General features: G+C 66.3%; 10 protein-coding genes, 3 pseudogenes and 1 riboswitch. Of the genes and pseudogenes, 5 read left to right on the top strand and 8 right to left on the bottom strand.

The window, feature by feature from the left end:
- Positions 1–118 precede the first annotated feature (118 nt).
- The 5 genes from XcyCFBP4188_RS13150 to XcyCFBP4188_RS13130 are packed head-to-tail and all read left to right on the top strand — an operon-like array spanning position 119 to position 7,388.
- Complete coding sequence (locus XcyCFBP4188_RS13150) at positions 119–1,345, top strand: siderophore biosynthesis protein PvsA (RefSeq protein WP_006452407.1); 1,227 nt, start codon at positions 119–121, stop codon at positions 1,343–1,345.
- The gene (locus XcyCFBP4188_RS13145) at positions 1,342–3,144 is read left to right on the top strand and encodes an IucA/IucC family protein (RefSeq protein ID WP_043910515.1); all 1,803 of its coding nucleotides are present in this window, start codon (positions 1,342–1,344) and stop codon (positions 3,142–3,144) included. Before XcyCFBP4188_RS13150 ends, XcyCFBP4188_RS13145 begins: the two co-directional genes overlap by 4 nt.
- The gene (locus XcyCFBP4188_RS13140) at positions 3,141–4,349 is read left to right on the top strand and encodes an MFS transporter (protein ID WP_006452409.1); all 1,209 of its coding nucleotides are present in this window, start codon (positions 3,141–3,143) and stop codon (positions 4,347–4,349) included. Before XcyCFBP4188_RS13145 ends, XcyCFBP4188_RS13140 begins: the two co-directional genes overlap by 4 nt.
- Complete coding sequence (locus tag XcyCFBP4188_RS13135; RefSeq protein WP_006452410.1) at positions 4,327–6,096, top strand: IucA/IucC family protein; 1,770 nt, start codon at positions 4,327–4,329, stop codon at positions 6,094–6,096. The genes XcyCFBP4188_RS13140 and XcyCFBP4188_RS13135 overlap by 23 nt, the downstream gene beginning before the upstream one ends.
- Positions 6,093–7,388 (top strand): type III PLP-dependent enzyme, encoded by a 1,296-nt coding sequence (locus tag XcyCFBP4188_RS13130; RefSeq protein WP_006452411.1) that lies wholly within the window; start codon positions 6,093–6,095, stop codon positions 7,386–7,388. The genes XcyCFBP4188_RS13135 and XcyCFBP4188_RS13130 overlap by 4 nt, the downstream gene beginning before the upstream one ends.
- On the opposite strand, the gene XcyCFBP4188_RS13125 is transcribed toward XcyCFBP4188_RS13130, so the two are convergent.
- The 8 genes and pseudogenes from XcyCFBP4188_RS13125 to clpB all read right to left on the bottom strand — a co-directional run bounded on the left by XcyCFBP4188_RS13125 (position 7,286) and on the right by clpB (position 17,182).
- The gene (locus XcyCFBP4188_RS13125) at positions 7,286–8,200 is read right to left on the bottom strand and encodes an AraC family transcriptional regulator (protein ID WP_228996006.1); all 915 of its coding nucleotides are present in this window, start codon (positions 8,198–8,200) and stop codon (positions 7,286–7,288) included. The two genes, XcyCFBP4188_RS13130 and XcyCFBP4188_RS13125, sit on opposite strands and share 103 nt — an antisense overlap.
- A 59-nt stretch (positions 8,201–8,259) precedes the next feature.
- Positions 8,260–8,507: pseudogene (locus XcyCFBP4188_RS13120) on the bottom strand (histidine phosphatase family protein); the annotation flags it as partial.
- Positions 8,504–9,550 (bottom strand): nicotinate-nucleotide--dimethylbenzimidazole phosphoribosyltransferase, encoded by a 1,047-nt coding sequence (gene cobT / locus XcyCFBP4188_RS13115; protein WP_006452414.1) that lies wholly within the window; start codon positions 9,548–9,550, stop codon positions 8,504–8,506. The gene cobT and the pseudogene XcyCFBP4188_RS13120, both read right to left, overlap by 4 nt.
- Positions 9,547–9,974, bottom strand: a pseudogene (locus XcyCFBP4188_RS13110) (bifunctional adenosylcobinamide kinase/adenosylcobinamide-phosphate guanylyltransferase); the annotation flags it as partial. The gene cobT and the pseudogene XcyCFBP4188_RS13110, both read right to left, overlap by 4 nt.
- A pseudogene (locus XcyCFBP4188_RS13105) lies at positions 9,958–10,113 on the bottom strand (cobyric acid synthase); the annotation flags it as partial. The pseudogenes XcyCFBP4188_RS13105 and XcyCFBP4188_RS13110, both read right to left, overlap by 17 nt.
- A 39-nt stretch (positions 10,114–10,152) precedes the next feature.
- On the bottom strand, positions 10,153–12,030 hold the full coding sequence (gene btuB, locus XcyCFBP4188_RS13100) for a TonB-dependent vitamin B12 receptor (protein WP_104592276.1): 1,878 nt from the start codon (positions 12,028–12,030) through the stop codon (positions 10,153–10,155).
- A gap of 116 nt (positions 12,031–12,146) precedes the next feature.
- Positions 12,147–12,369, bottom strand: a riboswitch (cobalamin riboswitch).
- Positions 12,370–13,098: 729 nt separating this feature from the next.
- The gene (locus XcyCFBP4188_RS13085; RefSeq protein WP_104592275.1) at positions 13,099–14,385 is read right to left on the bottom strand and encodes an O-acetylhomoserine aminocarboxypropyltransferase/cysteine synthase family protein; all 1,287 of its coding nucleotides are present in this window, start codon (positions 14,383–14,385) and stop codon (positions 13,099–13,101) included.
- Positions 14,386–14,596: 211 nt separating this feature from the next.
- Positions 14,597–17,182, bottom strand: coding sequence for an ATP-dependent chaperone ClpB (gene clpB / locus XcyCFBP4188_RS13080; protein WP_104592274.1), 2,586 nt, complete (start codon positions 17,180–17,182; stop codon positions 14,597–14,599).
- Positions 17,183–17,327: the final 145 nt, after the last annotated feature.

Raw genomic sequence — 17,327 nt, 5'->3', positions numbered from 1 at the left:
CATTGCCGCAGCATGCGGCATGCGATCACCGTATCGCAGGCCACCCAACGCCCCCGCGGCGCCAGGCAGCCCGTTTCAGTACCGGTTTTTCCACCGTCCTGTTGAATCGAGAGCTGCCATGACTGCGACATCCGCTGCACCGTTGGTGATCCTCACCCATGTCTGCCATCCGGCCATCACCGAAGGCTTTCTGCCTGCCGCGCACGCGCTGGGCCTGCCGGTGTGGCTGCTGACCGATCACCGACTCGATCACCTCAGCTATTTCCGCGAGCACCCGGCACACGCACCGCAGCGGGTGATCGAATGCGATGTGTTCAATCCGCTCGGCGTGCTGGATGTGCTGCACGACGCAGACGTGTCGCCGCGCGCAGTGTTCAGCAACAGCGATCATCTGCAGACCAGCACTGCGCTGGTCGCTGCCGGTCTGGGCCTGCCGGGCAAGGATTGGCAGGTGTGCTACGCGGCCAAGAACAAGGCGGCGATGCGTCAGCGTTTGCGCGCGCGCGGACTGCCATCGCCGTGGTTCTGCACGCTGGCGCCGGGCGCAGCGTTGCCGGCCGACATTGCGTGGCCGGTGGTCGCCAAGCCGCGCGAAGGCGTCGCCAGCCTGGATGTGCGCCACTGCGCCGATGACTTGCAATTGCAGGCCTACCTGGACGATGTGTGGCAGCGCCATCCGCAGCGCACCGTGTTGCTGGAAGGCATGCTGGAAGGTGACCTGTTTACGCTGGAAACGCTGGGCGACGGCCACACGCTGCAGGCGCTGGGCGGCTTCAAGGTGCGCTTGTCGCCGCCGCCGCATTTTGTGGAATGCGAAGCGCAATGGGATGCACGCGTGGACACGCCGGTGATTGCGCAGGCGCTGGAACAGCTGCGCAGTTTTGGTGTCGGTTTCGGGCTATGCCATAGCGAATTCATTCTCACCACCGACGGCCCGGTACTGGTGGAGATCAACTACCGCAGCATCGGCGACCGCCGCGAATTCCTGCTCGACAGCATGTTCGGCAAGCAGTGGTTCAACGCCGCGCTGGCGCCGCATCTGGGCCTGCCGCTGCCGCACCTGCGCAGCGATCGCGCACATGCCTTGCTGCGTTACTACGTCGCCGAACAGGACGGCGAGTTGGTGGCCGCCAGCGAAGACCGCCGCCATCACACTGCGCACAGCGATGTGCAGTACCGGCGCATGCGCGCGCCCGGCGAACGCATCCGGCTGAGCCATTCCAACAAGGATTATCTGGGCGTGCTGAGCGCGCTGGCCAGCGATGCACAGGCGCTGGAGCAGGCAGTGGTGCATGCCGAAGCGGGCTTGCAATGGCGGATCGACAGCGCGGAGCTGCGCGCATGAGCAGTGCCGCCGACCAACGCTATATCGCCACCCGCATCATCGATGCCTGCCTGCGCGAGGACCTGCGCGGTATCGCCACCCGCGGCAGCGCCGCAACACCCGAGGCAGGCGTGCTTGCGGCATGGACCGACCCCAGCCCGGTGGAGGGCTGGTGGCGCATCGCGCATCTGCCCGACGGCACGCTGTGGTTGCCGATCCACCGGCAGGGCTACCTGCAGGACATCAGCGCCTGTGGCGATAGCTGGATTGTGCAACGTGCTGACGGTGTGCATATCGAACGCGGTGCGCAGACATGGCTGCAACGCATGAGCGCGCAGCTCGACATGGACACGCAGCAGTTGCATCGCGCCTATGCCGAAGAAGCCGAATGCGCCGCTGCTCACCTTGGCCTGGCGCGCCAGGCCTACGATGCACAGGCACCTGCGCTACTCAACGCGCTGCAGCACGCAGATGCGGCCGAGCGCGCGTATCGCTGCGATCAGTTGGCGAGCTATCGCGACCATCCGTTCTATCCGACCGCACGCGCCAAGGCCGGGCTGGATGCATCGGAACTGCGCGATTACGCGCCCGAATTCGCGCCCACCTTTACGCTGCGCTGGCTGGCGATTCCGCGTGCGCAGGTCACCTGTACCAGCGCGTTACCGGCCGAGCTGTGGCCGGACTTCGCCACACTAGGCCTGCCACCCGAGCTGGCCAGCACGCACATCGCCTGGCCGGTGCATCCGCTGGTGTGGGCGCGGCTGGAGCAGGACGGCTTCGCGCTGCCTGCAGGCAGCTTGCGTGCGCCGCAGGCCTGGCTGGAGGTGCGCCCTACCCTGTCGGTGCGCACGCTGGTGCCGCTGCTGCATCCGCAACTGCATCTCAAGTTGCCGATCCCGATGCGCACGCTGGGCGCGCTCAATCTGCGTTTGATCAAGCCCTCCACGCTGTACGACGGCCACTGGCTGGAGCGTGCGTTGCGTCGCATCGATGCGCTCGATCCCGCACTGCGCGGCCGTTGCGTGTTCGTGGACGAATCGCATGGCGGGCACGTGGGTGAGACGCGTCATCTGGCCTATCTGGTGCGGCGTTATCCGCCGCTGGACGACGCCACGCTGGTGCCGGTGGCCGCGCTATGCGCGCTGTTGCCAGATGGCCGGCCGATGGCGATCCATCTGGCCGAGCGATTCATGCAGGGTGATGTACTGAACTGGTGGCGCGATTACACGGAGCTGCTGCTCGCGGTGCATCTGCGCCTGTGGCTGCGCTACGGCATCGCACTGGAGGCCAACCAGCAGAACAGCGTGCTGGTGTACGCCGATGGCCAGGCGACGCGGCTGTTGATGAAGGACAACGACGCCGCGCGCATCGCGATGCCGCAGCTGCGCGCGCAGCTGCCGGATCTCGACACGCTTGGGTCGCTGCACGATGCGCGTATCGCGGTGGACGATCCGCACGCCCTGGCGCAGATGTTCTGCACCATCGTGCTGCAACTGGATCTGCAGGCCGTGCTGGAAGGCCTGGCCGAATGGCAGCCCGCGCTGCGTGCGCCGCTGTACACGCAGCTGCAGACGCAGTTCGCCTTGACGCTGGCGCAACTGGACGTCGATGGCATCGACACCAGCCCCGCGCGCCACCTGCTGGCCGCGCCACGGCTGCCGGTGAAATACCTGCTCAGCGCCGGCAGCCTGCTCAGCAAACAGATCACCGGTGCGCGCGACATCAACAAGTTCTACGGCGATAGCGCGGCCAATCCGTTTGGCGAGGCATTCGCTGGCGCGCAGCACACGCCGCCTCGGCAGGCGGGCGCTCAGCGATGAAGCGTGTTCTGGGCCCGGTGCTGGCGGCGCACTACCTGGCCGCCTTTACCGCGTTGGGCATGCCATTGTTTCTGCCGCAGGTGCTGGCCGAACTGGCGCCGTCGGCAGCGGTTGGCTGGAGCGGCGTGCTCTACGTGTTGCCGACGCTGTGCACGGCGTTGACGGCAAGTACCTGGGGGCGCTTGGCCGACCGCTATGGACGCAAGCGTTCGCTGTTGCGTGCGCAACTGGGCCTGGCGCTGGGCTTTGCGATCGCCGGCTTCGCGCCGTCGCTGAGCTGGCTGGTACTCGGGCTGATCGTGCAAGGCACCTGCGGCGGCTCGCTGGCGGCGGCCAATGCCTATCTGGCCAGCCAGCCGCAGGCCGGCCCGTTGGCGCGTGCGCTGGACTGGACGCAGTATTCGGCGCGCCTGGCGATGGTCAGCGCGCCTGCGTTGTTGGGCCTGGCATTGGCGCTTGGCCCGGCGCAGTCGCTGTATCGCGCGCTCGCGCTGTTGCCGCTGCTGGCGTTCGCGCTGACCTGGCGTTTGCCGGCCGATCGGCCTGCGCTGCGGCCGGCAGCTTCCACTGCGACGTCGACACCCTCCCAAGACGCTGCTGCGTCGTCGCAGTCGGCTTCACCCCAGACAACCACAACGGCCAGCGCACTGTGGCCTGCGTTGCTGATCGCGCAGTTCCTGTTCTGCTTCGCGATGGTGGTGACCTTCCCCTACTTCATCCCGTATGCGCTGGCGCGCGGCGCCGGCCACGACGCGCTGGCCGGCCTGCTCTACAGCCTGCCGCACCTGGTCTATCTGGTGGTGCTGCCGTGGTGGCGGCGCGGCGATGGCGAGGTGTGGCTGGTGCCCGGCCTGGTGCTGTTCGCCGTGGCCTGCGTGTGGCAGGCGCTGTTGCACGATCCCGTCGCACTGGCGGTTGCGCGCCTGCTGTTCGGGTTCGGCATGTTGTTTGGCCTGCGTGGACTCAACCGCAGCCTGGCCATGGTCGCCAGCGGACACGGCGCCGGGCGCTTGTTCGGCCGCTTCGATGCCTGCGGCAAATGGGCCGGCGTGTTCGCCGGTGCTGCCGCCGGCGCGCTGGCCCAGGCGGCCGGACCTGCCACCCCTTTCCTGGCTGCCGCGCTGGCTGCGGCGGCCGCTGCGCTCACCGTTCTGGTGCGCTTCCCTTCTAGGAGATCCGCCGATGTCGCCGCACACGATGCATGACCCCTGGTACGACAGCATGGCCGACGCGCAGGCCTGCACCTGCTGGTTGAACTGCTACCTGCGCGAGTTCGCGATTCCGCAGCGCGCAGTGGACTTCGATTATCGCGGGCTGGATCGCCCCGGCCCGCGCGTGGCCGAGCAGCGCTGGCTGCGCATCGATCTGGGCGACACCGGCGCGCTGTGCGTGCGCATTGCCTATGCCGATCGCCTGGGCCGCTGCCGCTTCGCCTCCACGCCGTTTCTCAAAAGCGCCGGCCAACCGTGGCAGAGCCTGGATGCGCATGCCTTGGCGCGCTGCCTGCTGCAGGCGCTGGGCAGCACGCAGGCGGTCAATCCGGAACTGCTCGCGCAAAGCGCCAACAGCGTGGCGATCACTGCTGCGTTGTTGCGACAGGCACAAGGCGCCGCAGCGACCGGCGAGGCGATGATCGATGCCGAGCAATCGATGCTGTGGGGGCATGCCTTGCATCCCACTCCGAAGAGTCGCGAAGGCATCGATCTAGCGCAAGTGCTGGCCTGCGCGCCGGAAGCGCGTGCGGCGTTCCAGCTGTTCTGGTTCCGCATCGACCCACGGCTCTTGCGCATGCAGGGCCGCGATGTACGTGCCACCTTGCGGCAGCTGTCCGGCAGCGAGGATCTGTATCCCTGCCATCCGTGGGAAGCGCAGCGGCTGCTCGACGACCCGCTGCTGCGCACCTTGCAAGCGCGCGGCGTGATCGAGCCGGTCGGCATGCTGGGCGATGCACTGCGGCCGACCTCCTCGGTGCGCACGCTCTATCACCCGGAGCTGGATTATTTCCTCAAGTGTTCGGTGCATGTGCGGCTGACCAACTGCGTGCGCAAGAACGCCTGGTACGAGCTGGAAAGCGCGGTCGCCCTCACCGAACTGCTGGCACCGAGCTGGCGTGCGTTGGCGGTGCAGGTGCCCGGCTTCGATGTGATGCTGGAGCCTGCTGCCACCTCGCTGGAAATCGCGCAGCTCGATCCTGCGCTGCACGCCGCCGACCCGTTGGCGGCGCGCGGCTTGTCGGAGAGCTTCGGCATCCTGTACCGGCAGACCCTTCCTGCCGCGCAACGTGCGCGTTGGCAGCCGCAGGTGGCCGCCGCGTTGTTCACCTGCGATGCGCAGGGCAACAGCGTGTGTGCGGCACGCTTGCAGGCCTTGGGCAGCGCGCAGATGGATCGCCACACCGCCACGTTGCTGTGGTTCCGCGCCTATGCCGGCTTGTTGCTGGATGGTGTGTGGAGTGCCCTGTTCCAGCACGGCATCGCGCTGGAACCGCACCTGCAAAATACCGTGATCGGCTTCGCCGATGGCTGGCCGACACGGGTATGGATCCGCGATCTGGAAGGCACCAAGCTGCTCGCACACCACTGGCCCGCCACGCGTTTGCAGGGCGTGGGCGAGCGCGCACGGCAATCGCTGTACTACACGCCGGAACAGGGCTGGAATCGTGTGGCGTATTGCGCGCTGGTCAACAATCTGGCCGAGGCGATCTTCCACCTCACCGAAGGCGATGACGTGCTCGAAGCGCGCCTGTGGCACTGCGTCGGCGAGATCGCCGTACGCTGGCAGCAACGTCATGGCGCGCAAGCCGCGCTGCAGGGCCTGATCGACGGCGCGCCGCTGCCCGGCAAGAACAACCTGGGCACGCGGCTGTGGCAACGCGCGGATCGTCAGTCCGATTACACGGCGCTGCCCAATCCCATTCCACGCATCGCAACCGCACGCCAGGTGGCGGCATGAGCCTGCGCATCGACACCGCCGCAGTGATGGAGGCATTGCCACACCTGCGCGAACACAGCGATGGCCCGATCTGCGCCTACGTCTACGACCTGGCCGCACTGGACGCACACGCGGCATGGATGCGCGCGCAATTGCCGGCCGAGTGCGAGCTGTTCTACGCGGCAAAAGCCAATGCCGAGCCGCCGATCCTGCGCACGCTCGCCCCGCACATGGATGGCTTCGAAGCGGCCTCCGGCGGCGAACTCGCCTGGCTGCATCAGCAACAACCGCAGGCCGCGTTGTTGTTCGGCGGACCCGGCAAGCTCGATAGCGAACTTGCCCAGGCCGCTGCGCTGCCCGATTGCACCGTGCACGTGGAAAGCCTGGGCGAGCTGGAACGCCTGGCCACCATTGCAGCGCAGGCCGGCCGCTGCGTGCCGGTGTTCCTGCGCATGAACATCGCCGTGCCGGGCGCGCAGAGCACGCGCCTGATGATGGGCGGGCAGCCCTCGCCGTTCGGCCTGGACCCGGACGATCTGGATGCGGCGATCCATCGGCTGCGTGCGAGCCCTTCGCTGCGGCTGGAAGGCTTCCATTTCCATCTGATGTCGCACCAGCGCGATGCCGGCGCGCAGCTGCACCTGATCGCCGCCTATCTGCGCACCGTGCAGCAGTGGCGGCAACGCTACGGGCTCGGCCCGCTGCGGGTGAATGCCGGCGGTGGTTTCGGTGTGGATTATCTGGCGCCGGAATCGTCGTTCGATTGGGCCGGCTTCTGCGCCGGCTTGCCTGCGTTGCTAGGCGAACATGGCGACGCACTGCGTCTGCGGTTGGAGCCGGGGCGCTATGTCAGTGCCAGCTGCGGCTGGTATCTGATGGAAGTGCTGGACCTCAAGCGCAGCCACGGCGCGTGGTTTGCGATCGCCCGCGGCGGCACCCATCACTTCCGCACTCCCGCCGCGCAAGGCCACGATCACCCGTTCCGTGTGCTGCGTGGCGCGCGTGCCCCAGTGCTGCGCGACACGCCGGTGACGCTGGTCGGGCAGTTGTGCACGCCCAAGGACGTGCTGGCACGCAATCAGCCTGTCGCAGCATTGGCGCCGGGCGACTGCCTGGCCTTCCCGCTGGCCGGCGCGTATGCGTGGAATATTTCGCACCAGCAGTTCCTGATGCATCCACCTCCGCAGATGGTGTTCCTGCCGGTGGCGGCTCAGGCGACTGCATCCGCATCCGCTTCCGTAGAACGCCGCACCGGCACCCGGATGTCTGCACGCAGCTCGCCCTCTGCCACTGTTTCCGGGTCGTCCAGGTAGAGGTAATGCAGCGGCGCATCGCGTAGCGCGTAGCCGCTGTCGGGTAGCCACTGCGCGAGCACGCGGTCGAGCGCGTCTTCGATACCTGCATACGACCCCATATGACGCAACACAGCGTGCGCGCCACCGTCGAGCTGGCGCAGGTGCAACGGCGCCGACGGCGACAGTGCGGTGTCGAAGGCCATGCCGCATTCGAACAGATGCAGGTGCGCCGGCACATCGCGGTGGTCGCTGAGTGGCAGGCCGATCAGCGACTGCAGCTGCTCGATCGCACCGACCCGCTCGGCCCAGGCTGCGATGCGGCCGAAACCACGGTCCAGATCGTCGAACGCGCCGCGCTGGCGTAGCACCACCACTTGCAGCGGGTCGAGTACTTGCACCATCACCTGTAACGGCGCGCCGGACAGCTGCGGCGGCACCGAAGGCGCGGCCAGTTGCTGCAGTTTCTGTGCGCGCAGCGACGGTGTATTGCGCAGGCTACTCGGGCTGGCCTGCAACACGGCACGGAACGCGCGTGCCAGCGCCTGCGGGGTCTGATAGCCCACCGCCAGCGCCACCTCGGTCACCGAGCTCGCCTGCTCGCCCAACAGATGCAACGCATAACTCAAACGCAGCCGCGCGATGGTCTGCCCCAGGGTTTCGCCCGCCAGCGCGCGATAGACCCGATGGAAATGATGCGGCGATTGCTGCGCCACCGCCGCCAGTGCGGCCAGATCCGGCAGCGGCTCGCCAGCGCGAATGCTGGCCTGCAGGTGTGCCACAACGCGCTCGACGCTGCGTTGCCGATTGAAACTGACGGAGGCTGCTGGCATGGACGATTCCTTGTTGGCAGCCCCAGCATCGCGCAGATCGGCGTGACGCGCGGTCCCGATCTTGCGCAGTGAGGGCGGCGCAATCGGCTGCACTGCAGCCAGGCGTCGCACCGCACATTTGCCAATTCGGTGGCGAACAATGCGCAGCGCTGCAGCGTGGAGGCGATCACCACATCGCAGACGCCTCGGCGGTAGCCGTGCGCAGCTATCGCGGCCAGCCCAACGCGGTAAGCGGGTCGTCGAGCTGGCCGCGATAGCTGCGCTGGCCGGTACCGCCGTGTCGCAACATGCTGATCTGCGTACTCAGCCGTCGGAGACGCCGGCTTCGGCGAAGGTGGCCATGCCGTTGTGCAGTGCGCAAGCGTGACGCAACAGCGGAATGGCGACGGCTGCGCCGCTGGCTTCGCCCAGGCGCAGGTCCAATTGCAGCAAGGGTTCGGCATCCAGCGCGCGCAGCAACGCGGCATGGCCGCGCTCCTGCGAGCGGTGCCCGAACAACAGCCATTCGCGCACGCCGCCATTCAGATGGGTGGCGACCAATGCTGCGGCGGTACTGATGAAGCCATCCACCAGCACCGGAATACCGGCCTGCGCGGCCGCGATATAGGCACCGACCAGGGCGGCAATCTCGAAACCGCCAAGCCGGCGCAACCGCTCCAGCGGCGCAGAGGCATCGGCATGCAGGGCCAGCGCGCGGGTGATCACGGTCGCCTTGTGCGCGATGCCTTCGGCATCCAGCCCGGTACCGGCGCCGGCCATGGCCTGCGGAAACTGCGAGAGCAGCGCGCAGCCCAGCGCGGCAGCAGCAGTGGTGTTGCCGATGCCCATTTCGCCGCCGACAAACAGCTGCGTATCGCAACTCCTTGCCTGTGCAATGCTTTCGGCGCCTGCGGCAAGCGCATCGCGCAACTGGGTGGATGTCATCGCCGGCTGCTCGCAGATGTTGGCGCTGGACGGCGCGATCCAGGCACGACGCACCCGCGGCAACTCGCCCGGGTCGTTGACCACGCCCAGATTCACCACTTCCAGGCGTGCGCCGAGCTCGCGCGCCAGTACCGCAATGGCGGCGCCACCGCGGGCGAAATTGCGCACCATCTCGCCGGTGACCGCCTGCGGAAACGCAGATACGCCCTCGGCCGCGACGCCGTGGTCGGCGGCATACACGGCAATCCAGATCCGCTGCACGGTGGGGGATTCATTGCGCTGCCAGGCCGCCAGTTGCACGGCCAGGTGTTCCAGCCGACCCAGCGCACCAGGCGGCTTGGTCAGTTGTCCCTGCCGGGCCAGCGCCGCTGCCCGCACACGTGCATCCGGCACCGCACAGGCACCCTGGATCCAATCGATACTCACACCGCGTCTCCTTTCAGCACCATCGGCAAGCCGGCCACGACGAACACCACGCGCTCGCACTGTACCGCCAATGTCTGATGCAGCAGACCGGCCTCGTCGACAAACCGGCGCGTCGGTTCACCCAACGGCACGATGCCCTGCCCGACCGCGTTGCCGACCAGCACGATCTGCCCCGGCAACTGCGGCAGGGTGCCGAGCAAGGCTTCACGCTCGCGCACGAATACGCCGGCATCCGGGTCGCCCAGCAGGCTGCTCAGCCATAGCGTTAGGCAATCCCCCAGCACGCAGCGGTCGGGCGCGGCCAGTGCCTGCAAGAGCGGGCAGCCAACGCGATGGGTTCTTCCACGCACTGCCAATGTGGCGGGCATTGGCTGCGGTGATGCGCGATGCGTGCGCGCATCTCATCGTCCAATGGCGCGGCCGTCGTCCTGTTGCAGCAAGGGCCGCGTCAACGCAGCGCCCGTGCTGATGCCGCAGTGGATCGCGTAGCCGCTCACCGCCGCGTCGTTCAATGCAAGCCGCCCGTGCACGCGATGCAATGGCTTGCGCAGCTGCAGTGTGGATCCGCCCGACGGTGAGCACGGCCGGTGTGATCGCCGGGCTTACTGCGCTGCTTGATAACGCAGCGTCAGCAGATAATTGGGCCCCGGCTGCGCGTACCAGCGTGCGGTTTCATACTGGCGATCGAACACATTGTTGGCAGTGAGCGCCACCTTCCACTCCGCATTCACTGCATAACTCACGCGCAGATCCAGCAGACCGTAACCGGCCAGGCGCTCGGTGTTGGCCAGATCGTCAAACCGCTTGCCGGAGCCGAACAGGCTGGCACCGACGCCGAACACACCGAAGCTGCGGTCCGCATCGATACGCCCGCTCTGCCGCGCGCGCCGCGGCAACCAGTTGCCTTGATTGACGCTGCCATCGGCTTCCGGCTGCAACCAGGTCAACGCGCTGCGCACGGTCCAGCCGGCCAGCTCGGTGTCGTAACCGGCTTCCACGCCGCGGATGCGCGCCTGATCGATATTGTTCGGCTGCCCGAACGGATGCGCCGCATCCACCAACGCCGCGTCGTAGGCGATCAAATCGTCGATGCGGGTCTGGAACGCGCTCAGCGTCCAGGTACCCCAGTCGTAGCTGCCGCGCAGACCGAACTCGGCGCTCCTGGAGGTCTCTGGCCCCAGTAACGGATTGCCGAAATCGGGGTAATACAACTCGTTGAAGGTCGGTGCCTTGAACGCGGTGCCGTAGCTGGCGGTCAGGCGCAGATGCTCGGCGAAATCCCAGCCCCACAGCAGGCTGCCGGTGGTCTTGCCGCCGAACTGGCTGTTGTCGTTGCGACGCAGGCTGGCCTGCAACGATTGCGTGCCGAAGCTCTGCTGCCACTGCGCGAATGCGGCGCGGTCGATGCGGCTATCGGAATTGTAATTGTCGCTGCTGGCGATGGCGTCGCGCTGCCAGTCGAAGCCGACCGTCAGCAGGCCAGCGCCGGCATCGATATCGGCCTGCAACGAACCTTGCTTGCGGCGGGTGTCGTAGGTGGACAGATACGCGCCTTCGTAATACGCATCGCTCAAATCGGAACTGCTGCCGACGCTGGCAGTGAACTTGAGCGCATCGGTGGGTGCGTAACGCACGCGGCCGCCGACCGCCTGCTGCACGCCCTTGGACAAGTTACCGCCGAAGGCCGAGCCGTCGTATTCGTTACGGCTCTGCGCACGCAAGGCATGCACGTCCGCATCCCACTGGCGATTGAAGCGCCAGCCGCCCTGCATGCTCAGCGAATCGTTGCGATAGCCATCTCGATCCGGATCGTAGTCGCTGGAGCTGGTGTCCAGATAGGCGTTGATGCCATCGGTTTGGTCATGCACCGCGTTGGCCGAGTACCAGCCACCGCGCTCGCTCAGATCGCCTTCGCTGCGCCCGGCCACGCCCGCGCTGTAACGACGCGCGTTGTCGCTGCCCACCGCTGCACTGAAGGTGGGCACGAAGCTGCCCTGCGGGCGGCGGGTAAAGATCTGGACTACACCGCCCAGCGCTTCGGAACCATACAAACTGGAGAACGGGCCACGCACGATTTCGATGCGTTCGATCTGCTCGATCGGCAAGTCCTGCAGCGCCGCGCCGCCCGAGGTGGCCGAACCGATGCGCACGCCGTCGATCAGCACCACCACCTGGTCGGACTCGGTGCCGCGCAGGAACAGCGAGGTCGGCTTGCCGGGTCCGCCATTGTTGGCCAGCGACACCCCGGCTTCGCCACGCAGCAGATCCTGCAGCGAGTTCACCTGGCGACGCTCGATCTGCGCACGGTCGATCACGGTGACCGGCGCCAGCGTCTGGTCCTGGGTCTGCGCGGTGCGCGAGGCGGTGACCACCACCTGGTCGAGATCGATGGCCGCCTCGGCGCGGGCCACATTGGCCACACACAACGACAGGCACACGGCCAACACCGCGCGGCGCGGCGAAACGGAAGAAAGGGACATCGACTGCTGCTCCTGGAACCGCGCCTACCCGCGCGGGGGCAATGGGGCGGCAAACAGCAACGGGCCAGGCGCCCGACGCCGTAGCGCCAGACGAGCAAGGCCACGCCCACCGCGTGCCGGGTCAATTCCTCAAGGCCGGTCTACGGGCTCGCGAGTGGAGGCCTGCGCCTCCGATGCCGCGCCTTCCCATGCGAAAGCACAGTGGCGTAATGCGGCATCTGACCTCGCCCACCGTTGCGGGGGCAGCTCCGGAATTGCAGCTCGCCAAGGCGATGCGCGCACCGGATTCCCGTTTAAACCACCGGAACTCCGGCGGTCACCTCAGGGGCGCGCATGGTAGCAGGATTGGCTGGCGCCTCAGCGGTCTCTAACCGCCCGCCGAGAGCAGCGCGTCGCCACGCGCCGGGATGGTGATTGCTGATTCCTTCTCCCATCGGGAGAAGGTGGCGCGCAGCGCCGGATGAGGGTGCGGAGCGAAGCCTCATGCCATGGATGGAAGCAGCATGCTGGGGTTGCCTGCATGTCCGCCACCGAGCTTCATCTCGCACGTACGAGTGGGCTTCGCCCCCGTACCCTCACCCCAACCCCTCTCCCGACGGGAGAGGGGCTAGCTGTCCCCGGCGGGAGGGGGCTTCAAGCCACCCTTCACTGGCTTGTTCAAGATTCCTGGGTCATGGAAGCGACGTGCCGAGGCGGCAGCGTGGTCGGGGATTGGCGAGAGCGGCACAGGGATGTGCCGCGGCGGCGAGTCAGACAGGATGTCTGACCGAGCCGAAGAGCCAATCCCCGGCCGCGCTGACGCCCTGACCGAAGCCAGAGACAGGGACACAGAGTCAGAGGCAGAAACAGACAGCGTGCTTGGCGGTGCCCGGAGAACCCGTACCCTCACCCCAACCCCAGCTCAACGCGCGGCCCGCGCTTGCGGCGCGGGCGCTCCAAGGCACGCGCGCCCATGGCGCGCCAGCTGTGCCTCCTCGCCCCGGCGGGAGAGGGGCTAGCCGTCCTCCGCAGGAGAGGGCCTAGCTCGTCTTTTCGCGCACTCCTGCTCAGGTAACGGCTATCGACACCTCATGCCCCCTGCAGCGCCTGCTCCAGATCCGCCAGCAGATCGTCGATGTGTTCGATCCCGATCGACAACCGCACGGTGTCTTCGCTGACTCCTGCATGCTCCAACTCGGCCGGGCCCAACTGCCGATGCGTGGTGGATGCCGGATGCGTCGCCAGCGACTTCGCATCGCCGATATTCACCAGCCGCGTGAACAACTGCAGCGCATCCAGAAACCGCGCACCGGCCGTACGCCCGCCGGGCAGGCCGAACGTCAACACACCCGAGCCATGACCGCCCAGATACTTCTGCGCCAACGCATGCTCGGGATGATCCGGCAGCGCGGCATAGTTGACCCACGCAACCCGCGCGTGCCCCTGCAGATACGTCGCAATCGCCAGCGTATTCGCGTTGATGCGCTCCATCCGCAGCGGCAGCGTTTCGACGCCTTGCAGGATCAAAAACGCATTGAATGGCGACAACGCCGCACCGGTGTTGCGCAGCGGTACCACGCGCGCACGACCGATATACGCCGCATCACCCAACGCTTCGGTATAGACCACGCCGTGATAGCTCACATCCGGCTCGTTGAGACGAGGAAACCGCTGTTTGTGCGCCGCCCAGGGGAAGCGCCCGCTATCCACGATCGCCCCACCGATGCTGTTGCCATGGCCACCCAGATACTTGGTCAGCGAATGCACCACGATGTCCGCGCCAAAGTCGATCGGCCGCAACAACGACGGCGTGGCCACCGTGTTGTCCACGATCAACGGCACGCCGTGCGCATGCGCCACCGCGGCCACGGCCTCGATATCGGTGATATTGCCGCGCGGATTGCCGATCGACTCGACGAACACGGCTTTGGTGCGCTCGTCGATCAAGCCGGCAAAGGCTTGCGGATCGCGATAATCGGCAAAGCGCGTGCTGATGCCGAACTGCGGAAACGTATGCGCGAACAGATTATAGGTGCCGCCATACAACGCACTGGAGGAGACGATGTTGTCGCCGGCCTCGGCAATGGTCTGGATCGCATACGTCACCGCTGCCTGCCCCGACGCCAGCGCCAACGCGCCGATGCCGCCTTCCAGCGCAGCCACGCGTTGCTCCAGCACAGCGTTGGTCGGGTTCATGATGCGGCTATAGATATTGCCCTGCACCTTGAGGTCGAACAGGTCCGCGCCGTGCTGGGTATCGTCGAACGCGAAGGCCACGGTCTGGTAGATCGGCACCGCCACCGCACGCGTGGTCGGGTCGGGCGTGTAGCCGCCGTGCACGGCGATGGTTTCAGGCTTCCACTGCGGATCGGTCATGGCGCGGCTCGCTCTCGGACAGAGTGCCGACCATAGCCGGGCCGGCGCGCGCGATTGCAGACGAGCGGTAATGAGCTTATACCGCCGCGTTGTGAGCGCCAACGATGCCCCGCATGCGCCATCCCCCTCACGCAAACGGGCACTGCCTGCGCAGTGCCCGTTGCTTACTTCAACGCTCGCCGCCGATGCGGCGCATCACTATCGCCAAGGATCAGCCCTTAGTAAATGCCAGACGCCCACCCTCGACACGCACGCGCACGGTGTCGCCGCTGAGGTAATGCCCGGAGAGAATCTGCTGCGCCAGCGGATTTTCCACCTGCGACTGGATCGCGCGCTTGAGCGGTCGCGCGCCATACACCGGGTCGAAGCCGACATTGCCGAGCAATTCCAGTGCGGCATCGTCCAGATCCAGCTTGAGGCCGCGTTCGGACAAACGCTTTTCCAGCCCATGCAACTGGATGCGCGCGATCGACTTGATCTGCGCCTTATCCAGCGGATGGAACACCACGATATCGTCCAGCCGGTTAATGAACTCCGGGCGGAAATGCGCCTGCACCACGCCCATCACTGCGGCCTTCATCTGCGTATAGGCCTCGGCGCTGCCGTCGCCGGACAGCTCCTGGATCTGGTGCGAGCCCAGGTTGGAGGTCATCACGATCACGGTGTTGCGGAAGTCCACCGTGCGGCCCTGTCCATCGGTGAGACGGCCATCGTCGAGCACCTGCAGCAGGATGTTGAAGACATCGGCATGCGCCTTCTCCACTTCGTCCAGCAGGATCAGCGAATACGGACGCCGACGCACCGCCTCGGTGAGATAGCCGCCTTCTTCGTAGCCCACATAACCCGGAGGCGCACCGATCAGCCGCGAGACCGAGTGCTTCTCCATGAACTCGCTCATGTCGATGCGGATCATCGCTTCGGTGCTGTCGAACAGGAAGTCCGCCAGCGCCTTGCACAACTCGGTCTTGCCCACGCCGGTCGGTCCCAGGAACAGGAACGAACCGCTCGGGCGATTGGGGTCGGACAGGCCCGCGCGTGAACGCCGCACCGCATCGGAGACCACCTTGATCGCCTCGTTCTGGCCGACCACGCGGTGATGCAGTTCGTCTTCCATACGCAACAATTTGTCGCGCTCGCCTTCAAGCATCTTGTTGACCGGAATACCGGTCCAGCGCGACACCACTTCAGCGATTTCCTCGGCGGTCACGCGATCCTGCACCAGTTTGAAGTCGTGATGTTCGACCTCGTTGGCCAGCGCCATCTGCTTTTCCAGTTGCGGCAGCACGCCGTACTGGATCTCGCTCATTTTTGCGTAGTCCTGGCGCCGTTGTGCGGCTTCCAGCTCCAGCTTGGCGTGCTCGATCTGCTCCTTGACCTTGGTGGTGCCCTGCAGCGCGGCCTTCTCGGATTTCCACAACTCGTTGAGGTCGTAGAACTCGCGCTCGAGCTTGTCGATATCGGTTTCCAGATCGGCCAGGCGCTGACGCGAGGCGTCGTCCTTTTCCTTTTTCAACATCTCGCGCTGGATCTTGAGCTGGATCAGGCGGCGCTCCAGGCGATCGAGCTCTTCCGGCTTGGAGTCGATCTCCATGCGGATGCGCGATGCCGCCTCGTCCATCAGGTCGATCGCCTTGTCCGGCAGCTGGCGGTCGGTGATGTAACGGTTGGACAAGGTGGCGGCGGCCACGATCGCCGGGTCGGTGATCTCCACGCCGTGATGCACGGCATAGCGTTCCTTCAGGCCGCGCAGGATCGCGATGGTGTCTTCCACCGTCGGTTCGCCCACGAACACCTTCTGGAAACGCCGCTCCAGCGCCGCATCTTTCTCGATGTACTTGCGGTATTCGTCCAGCGTGGTGGCGCCGATGCAATGCAGTTCGCCGCGTGCCAGCGCAGGCTTGAGCATGTTGCCGGCGTCCATCGCGCCATCGGCCTTGCCCGCACCGACCATGGTGTGCAGCTCATCGATGAACAGGATGATCTGGCCTTCGTTCTTGGACAGATCGCTGAGCACCGCCTTCAGCCGTTCTTCGAACTCGCCGCGGAATTTGGCGCCGGCGATCAGCGCGCCCATATCCAGCGACAGCACGCGCTTGCCGCGCAGGCCTTCGGGCACTTCGCCGTTGATGATGCGTTGCGCCAGGCCCTCGACAATCGCGGTCTTGCCCACGCCGGGTTCGCCGATCAGCACCGGGTTGTTCTTGGTGCGCCGCTGCAAGACTTGAATGGTGCGGCGGATTTCTTCGTCGCGGCCGATCACCGGATCGAGCTTGCCGCTCTCCGCACGCGCGCTCAGGTCGATGGTGTATTTTTCCAGCGCCTGGCGCTGCTCTTCGGCATTTTCCGATTGCACGGTTTCGCCGCCGCGCAGCTTGTCGATGGCGACCTCGATCTTTTTCTTGTCACCGCCAGCAGCACGCAAGGCCACGCCCAGCGGGCTGGCATCGTCGGCCGCGGCCAGCACAAACCACTCGCTGGCGATAAAGGCATCGCCATGTTGCTGGGCCAGTTTGTCGGTCTGGTTGAGCAGGCGGTTGAGATCGTTGCCGATCGACAGGTTGCCTTCCTGACCGGACACCTTGGGTAGCGTATCCAGCGCCTCGCCCAGCCGCTCGCGCAGCAGCGGCACGTTGACGCCGGCCTGCGACAGCAGCGGGCGCGTGCTGCCGCCACTCTGGTCGAGCAAGGCGGCGAGCACGTGCACCGGTTCGATGATGTTGTGGTCGCGGCCCACGGCCAGCGACTGCGCGTCGGCCAGCGCCTGCTGGAACCGCGAGGTGAGCTTGTCCATCCGCATGGGAGAATCCTCTGAACTGGTGGCCGGTGTCTCCGGCGATACCGTGCAGATGCGGCTGCTGGGCGGGGTTTCAAGGTTTGGCTGGTGCGGCAAGTGCAGATGAGAGGCATCAAGCCCGGCTCACGCTGCTTGGTATGGGGCTACG

It is taken from the genome of Xanthomonas hortorum pv. cynarae (assembly GCF_002939985.1).
Taxonomy (GTDB): domain Bacteria; phylum Pseudomonadota; class Gammaproteobacteria; order Xanthomonadales; family Xanthomonadaceae; genus Xanthomonas; species Xanthomonas hortorum_D.
The sequence above is the reverse complement of the archived record's forward strand: the minus strand, read 5'-3'. Positions and strand labels throughout refer to the sequence as shown.

Bases quoted from the DNA above. Each gene is read 5' to 3' on its own strand.
- btuB (WP_104592276.1), bottom strand. From the start codon at position 12,030: ATGTCCCTTTCTTCCGTTTCGCCGCGCCGCGCGGTGTTGGCCGTGTGC.
- XcyCFBP4188_RS13135 (WP_006452410.1), top strand. From the start codon at position 4,327: ATGTCGCCGCACACGATGCATGACCCCTGGTACGACAGCATGGCCGAC.
- XcyCFBP4188_RS13150 (WP_006452407.1), top strand. From the start codon at position 119: ATGACTGCGACATCCGCTGCACCGTTGGTGATCCTCACCCATGTCTGC.
- clpB (WP_104592274.1), bottom strand. From the start codon at position 17,182: ATGCGGATGGACAAGCTCACCTCGCGGTTCCAGCAGGCGCTGGCCGAC.
- XcyCFBP4188_RS13145 (WP_043910515.1), top strand. From the start codon at position 1,342: ATGAGCAGTGCCGCCGACCAACGCTATATCGCCACCCGCATCATCGAT.
- XcyCFBP4188_RS13125 (WP_228996006.1), bottom strand. From the start codon at position 8,200: ATGCCAGCAGCCTCCGTCAGTTTCAATCGGCAACGCAGCGTCGAGCGC.
- XcyCFBP4188_RS13140 (WP_006452409.1), top strand. From the start codon at position 3,141: ATGAAGCGTGTTCTGGGCCCGGTGCTGGCGGCGCACTACCTGGCCGCC.
- XcyCFBP4188_RS13085 (WP_104592275.1), bottom strand. From the start codon at position 14,385: ATGACCGATCCGCAGTGGAAGCCTGAAACCATCGCCGTGCACGGCGGC.
- XcyCFBP4188_RS13130 (WP_006452411.1), top strand. From the start codon at position 6,093: ATGAGCCTGCGCATCGACACCGCCGCAGTGATGGAGGCATTGCCACAC.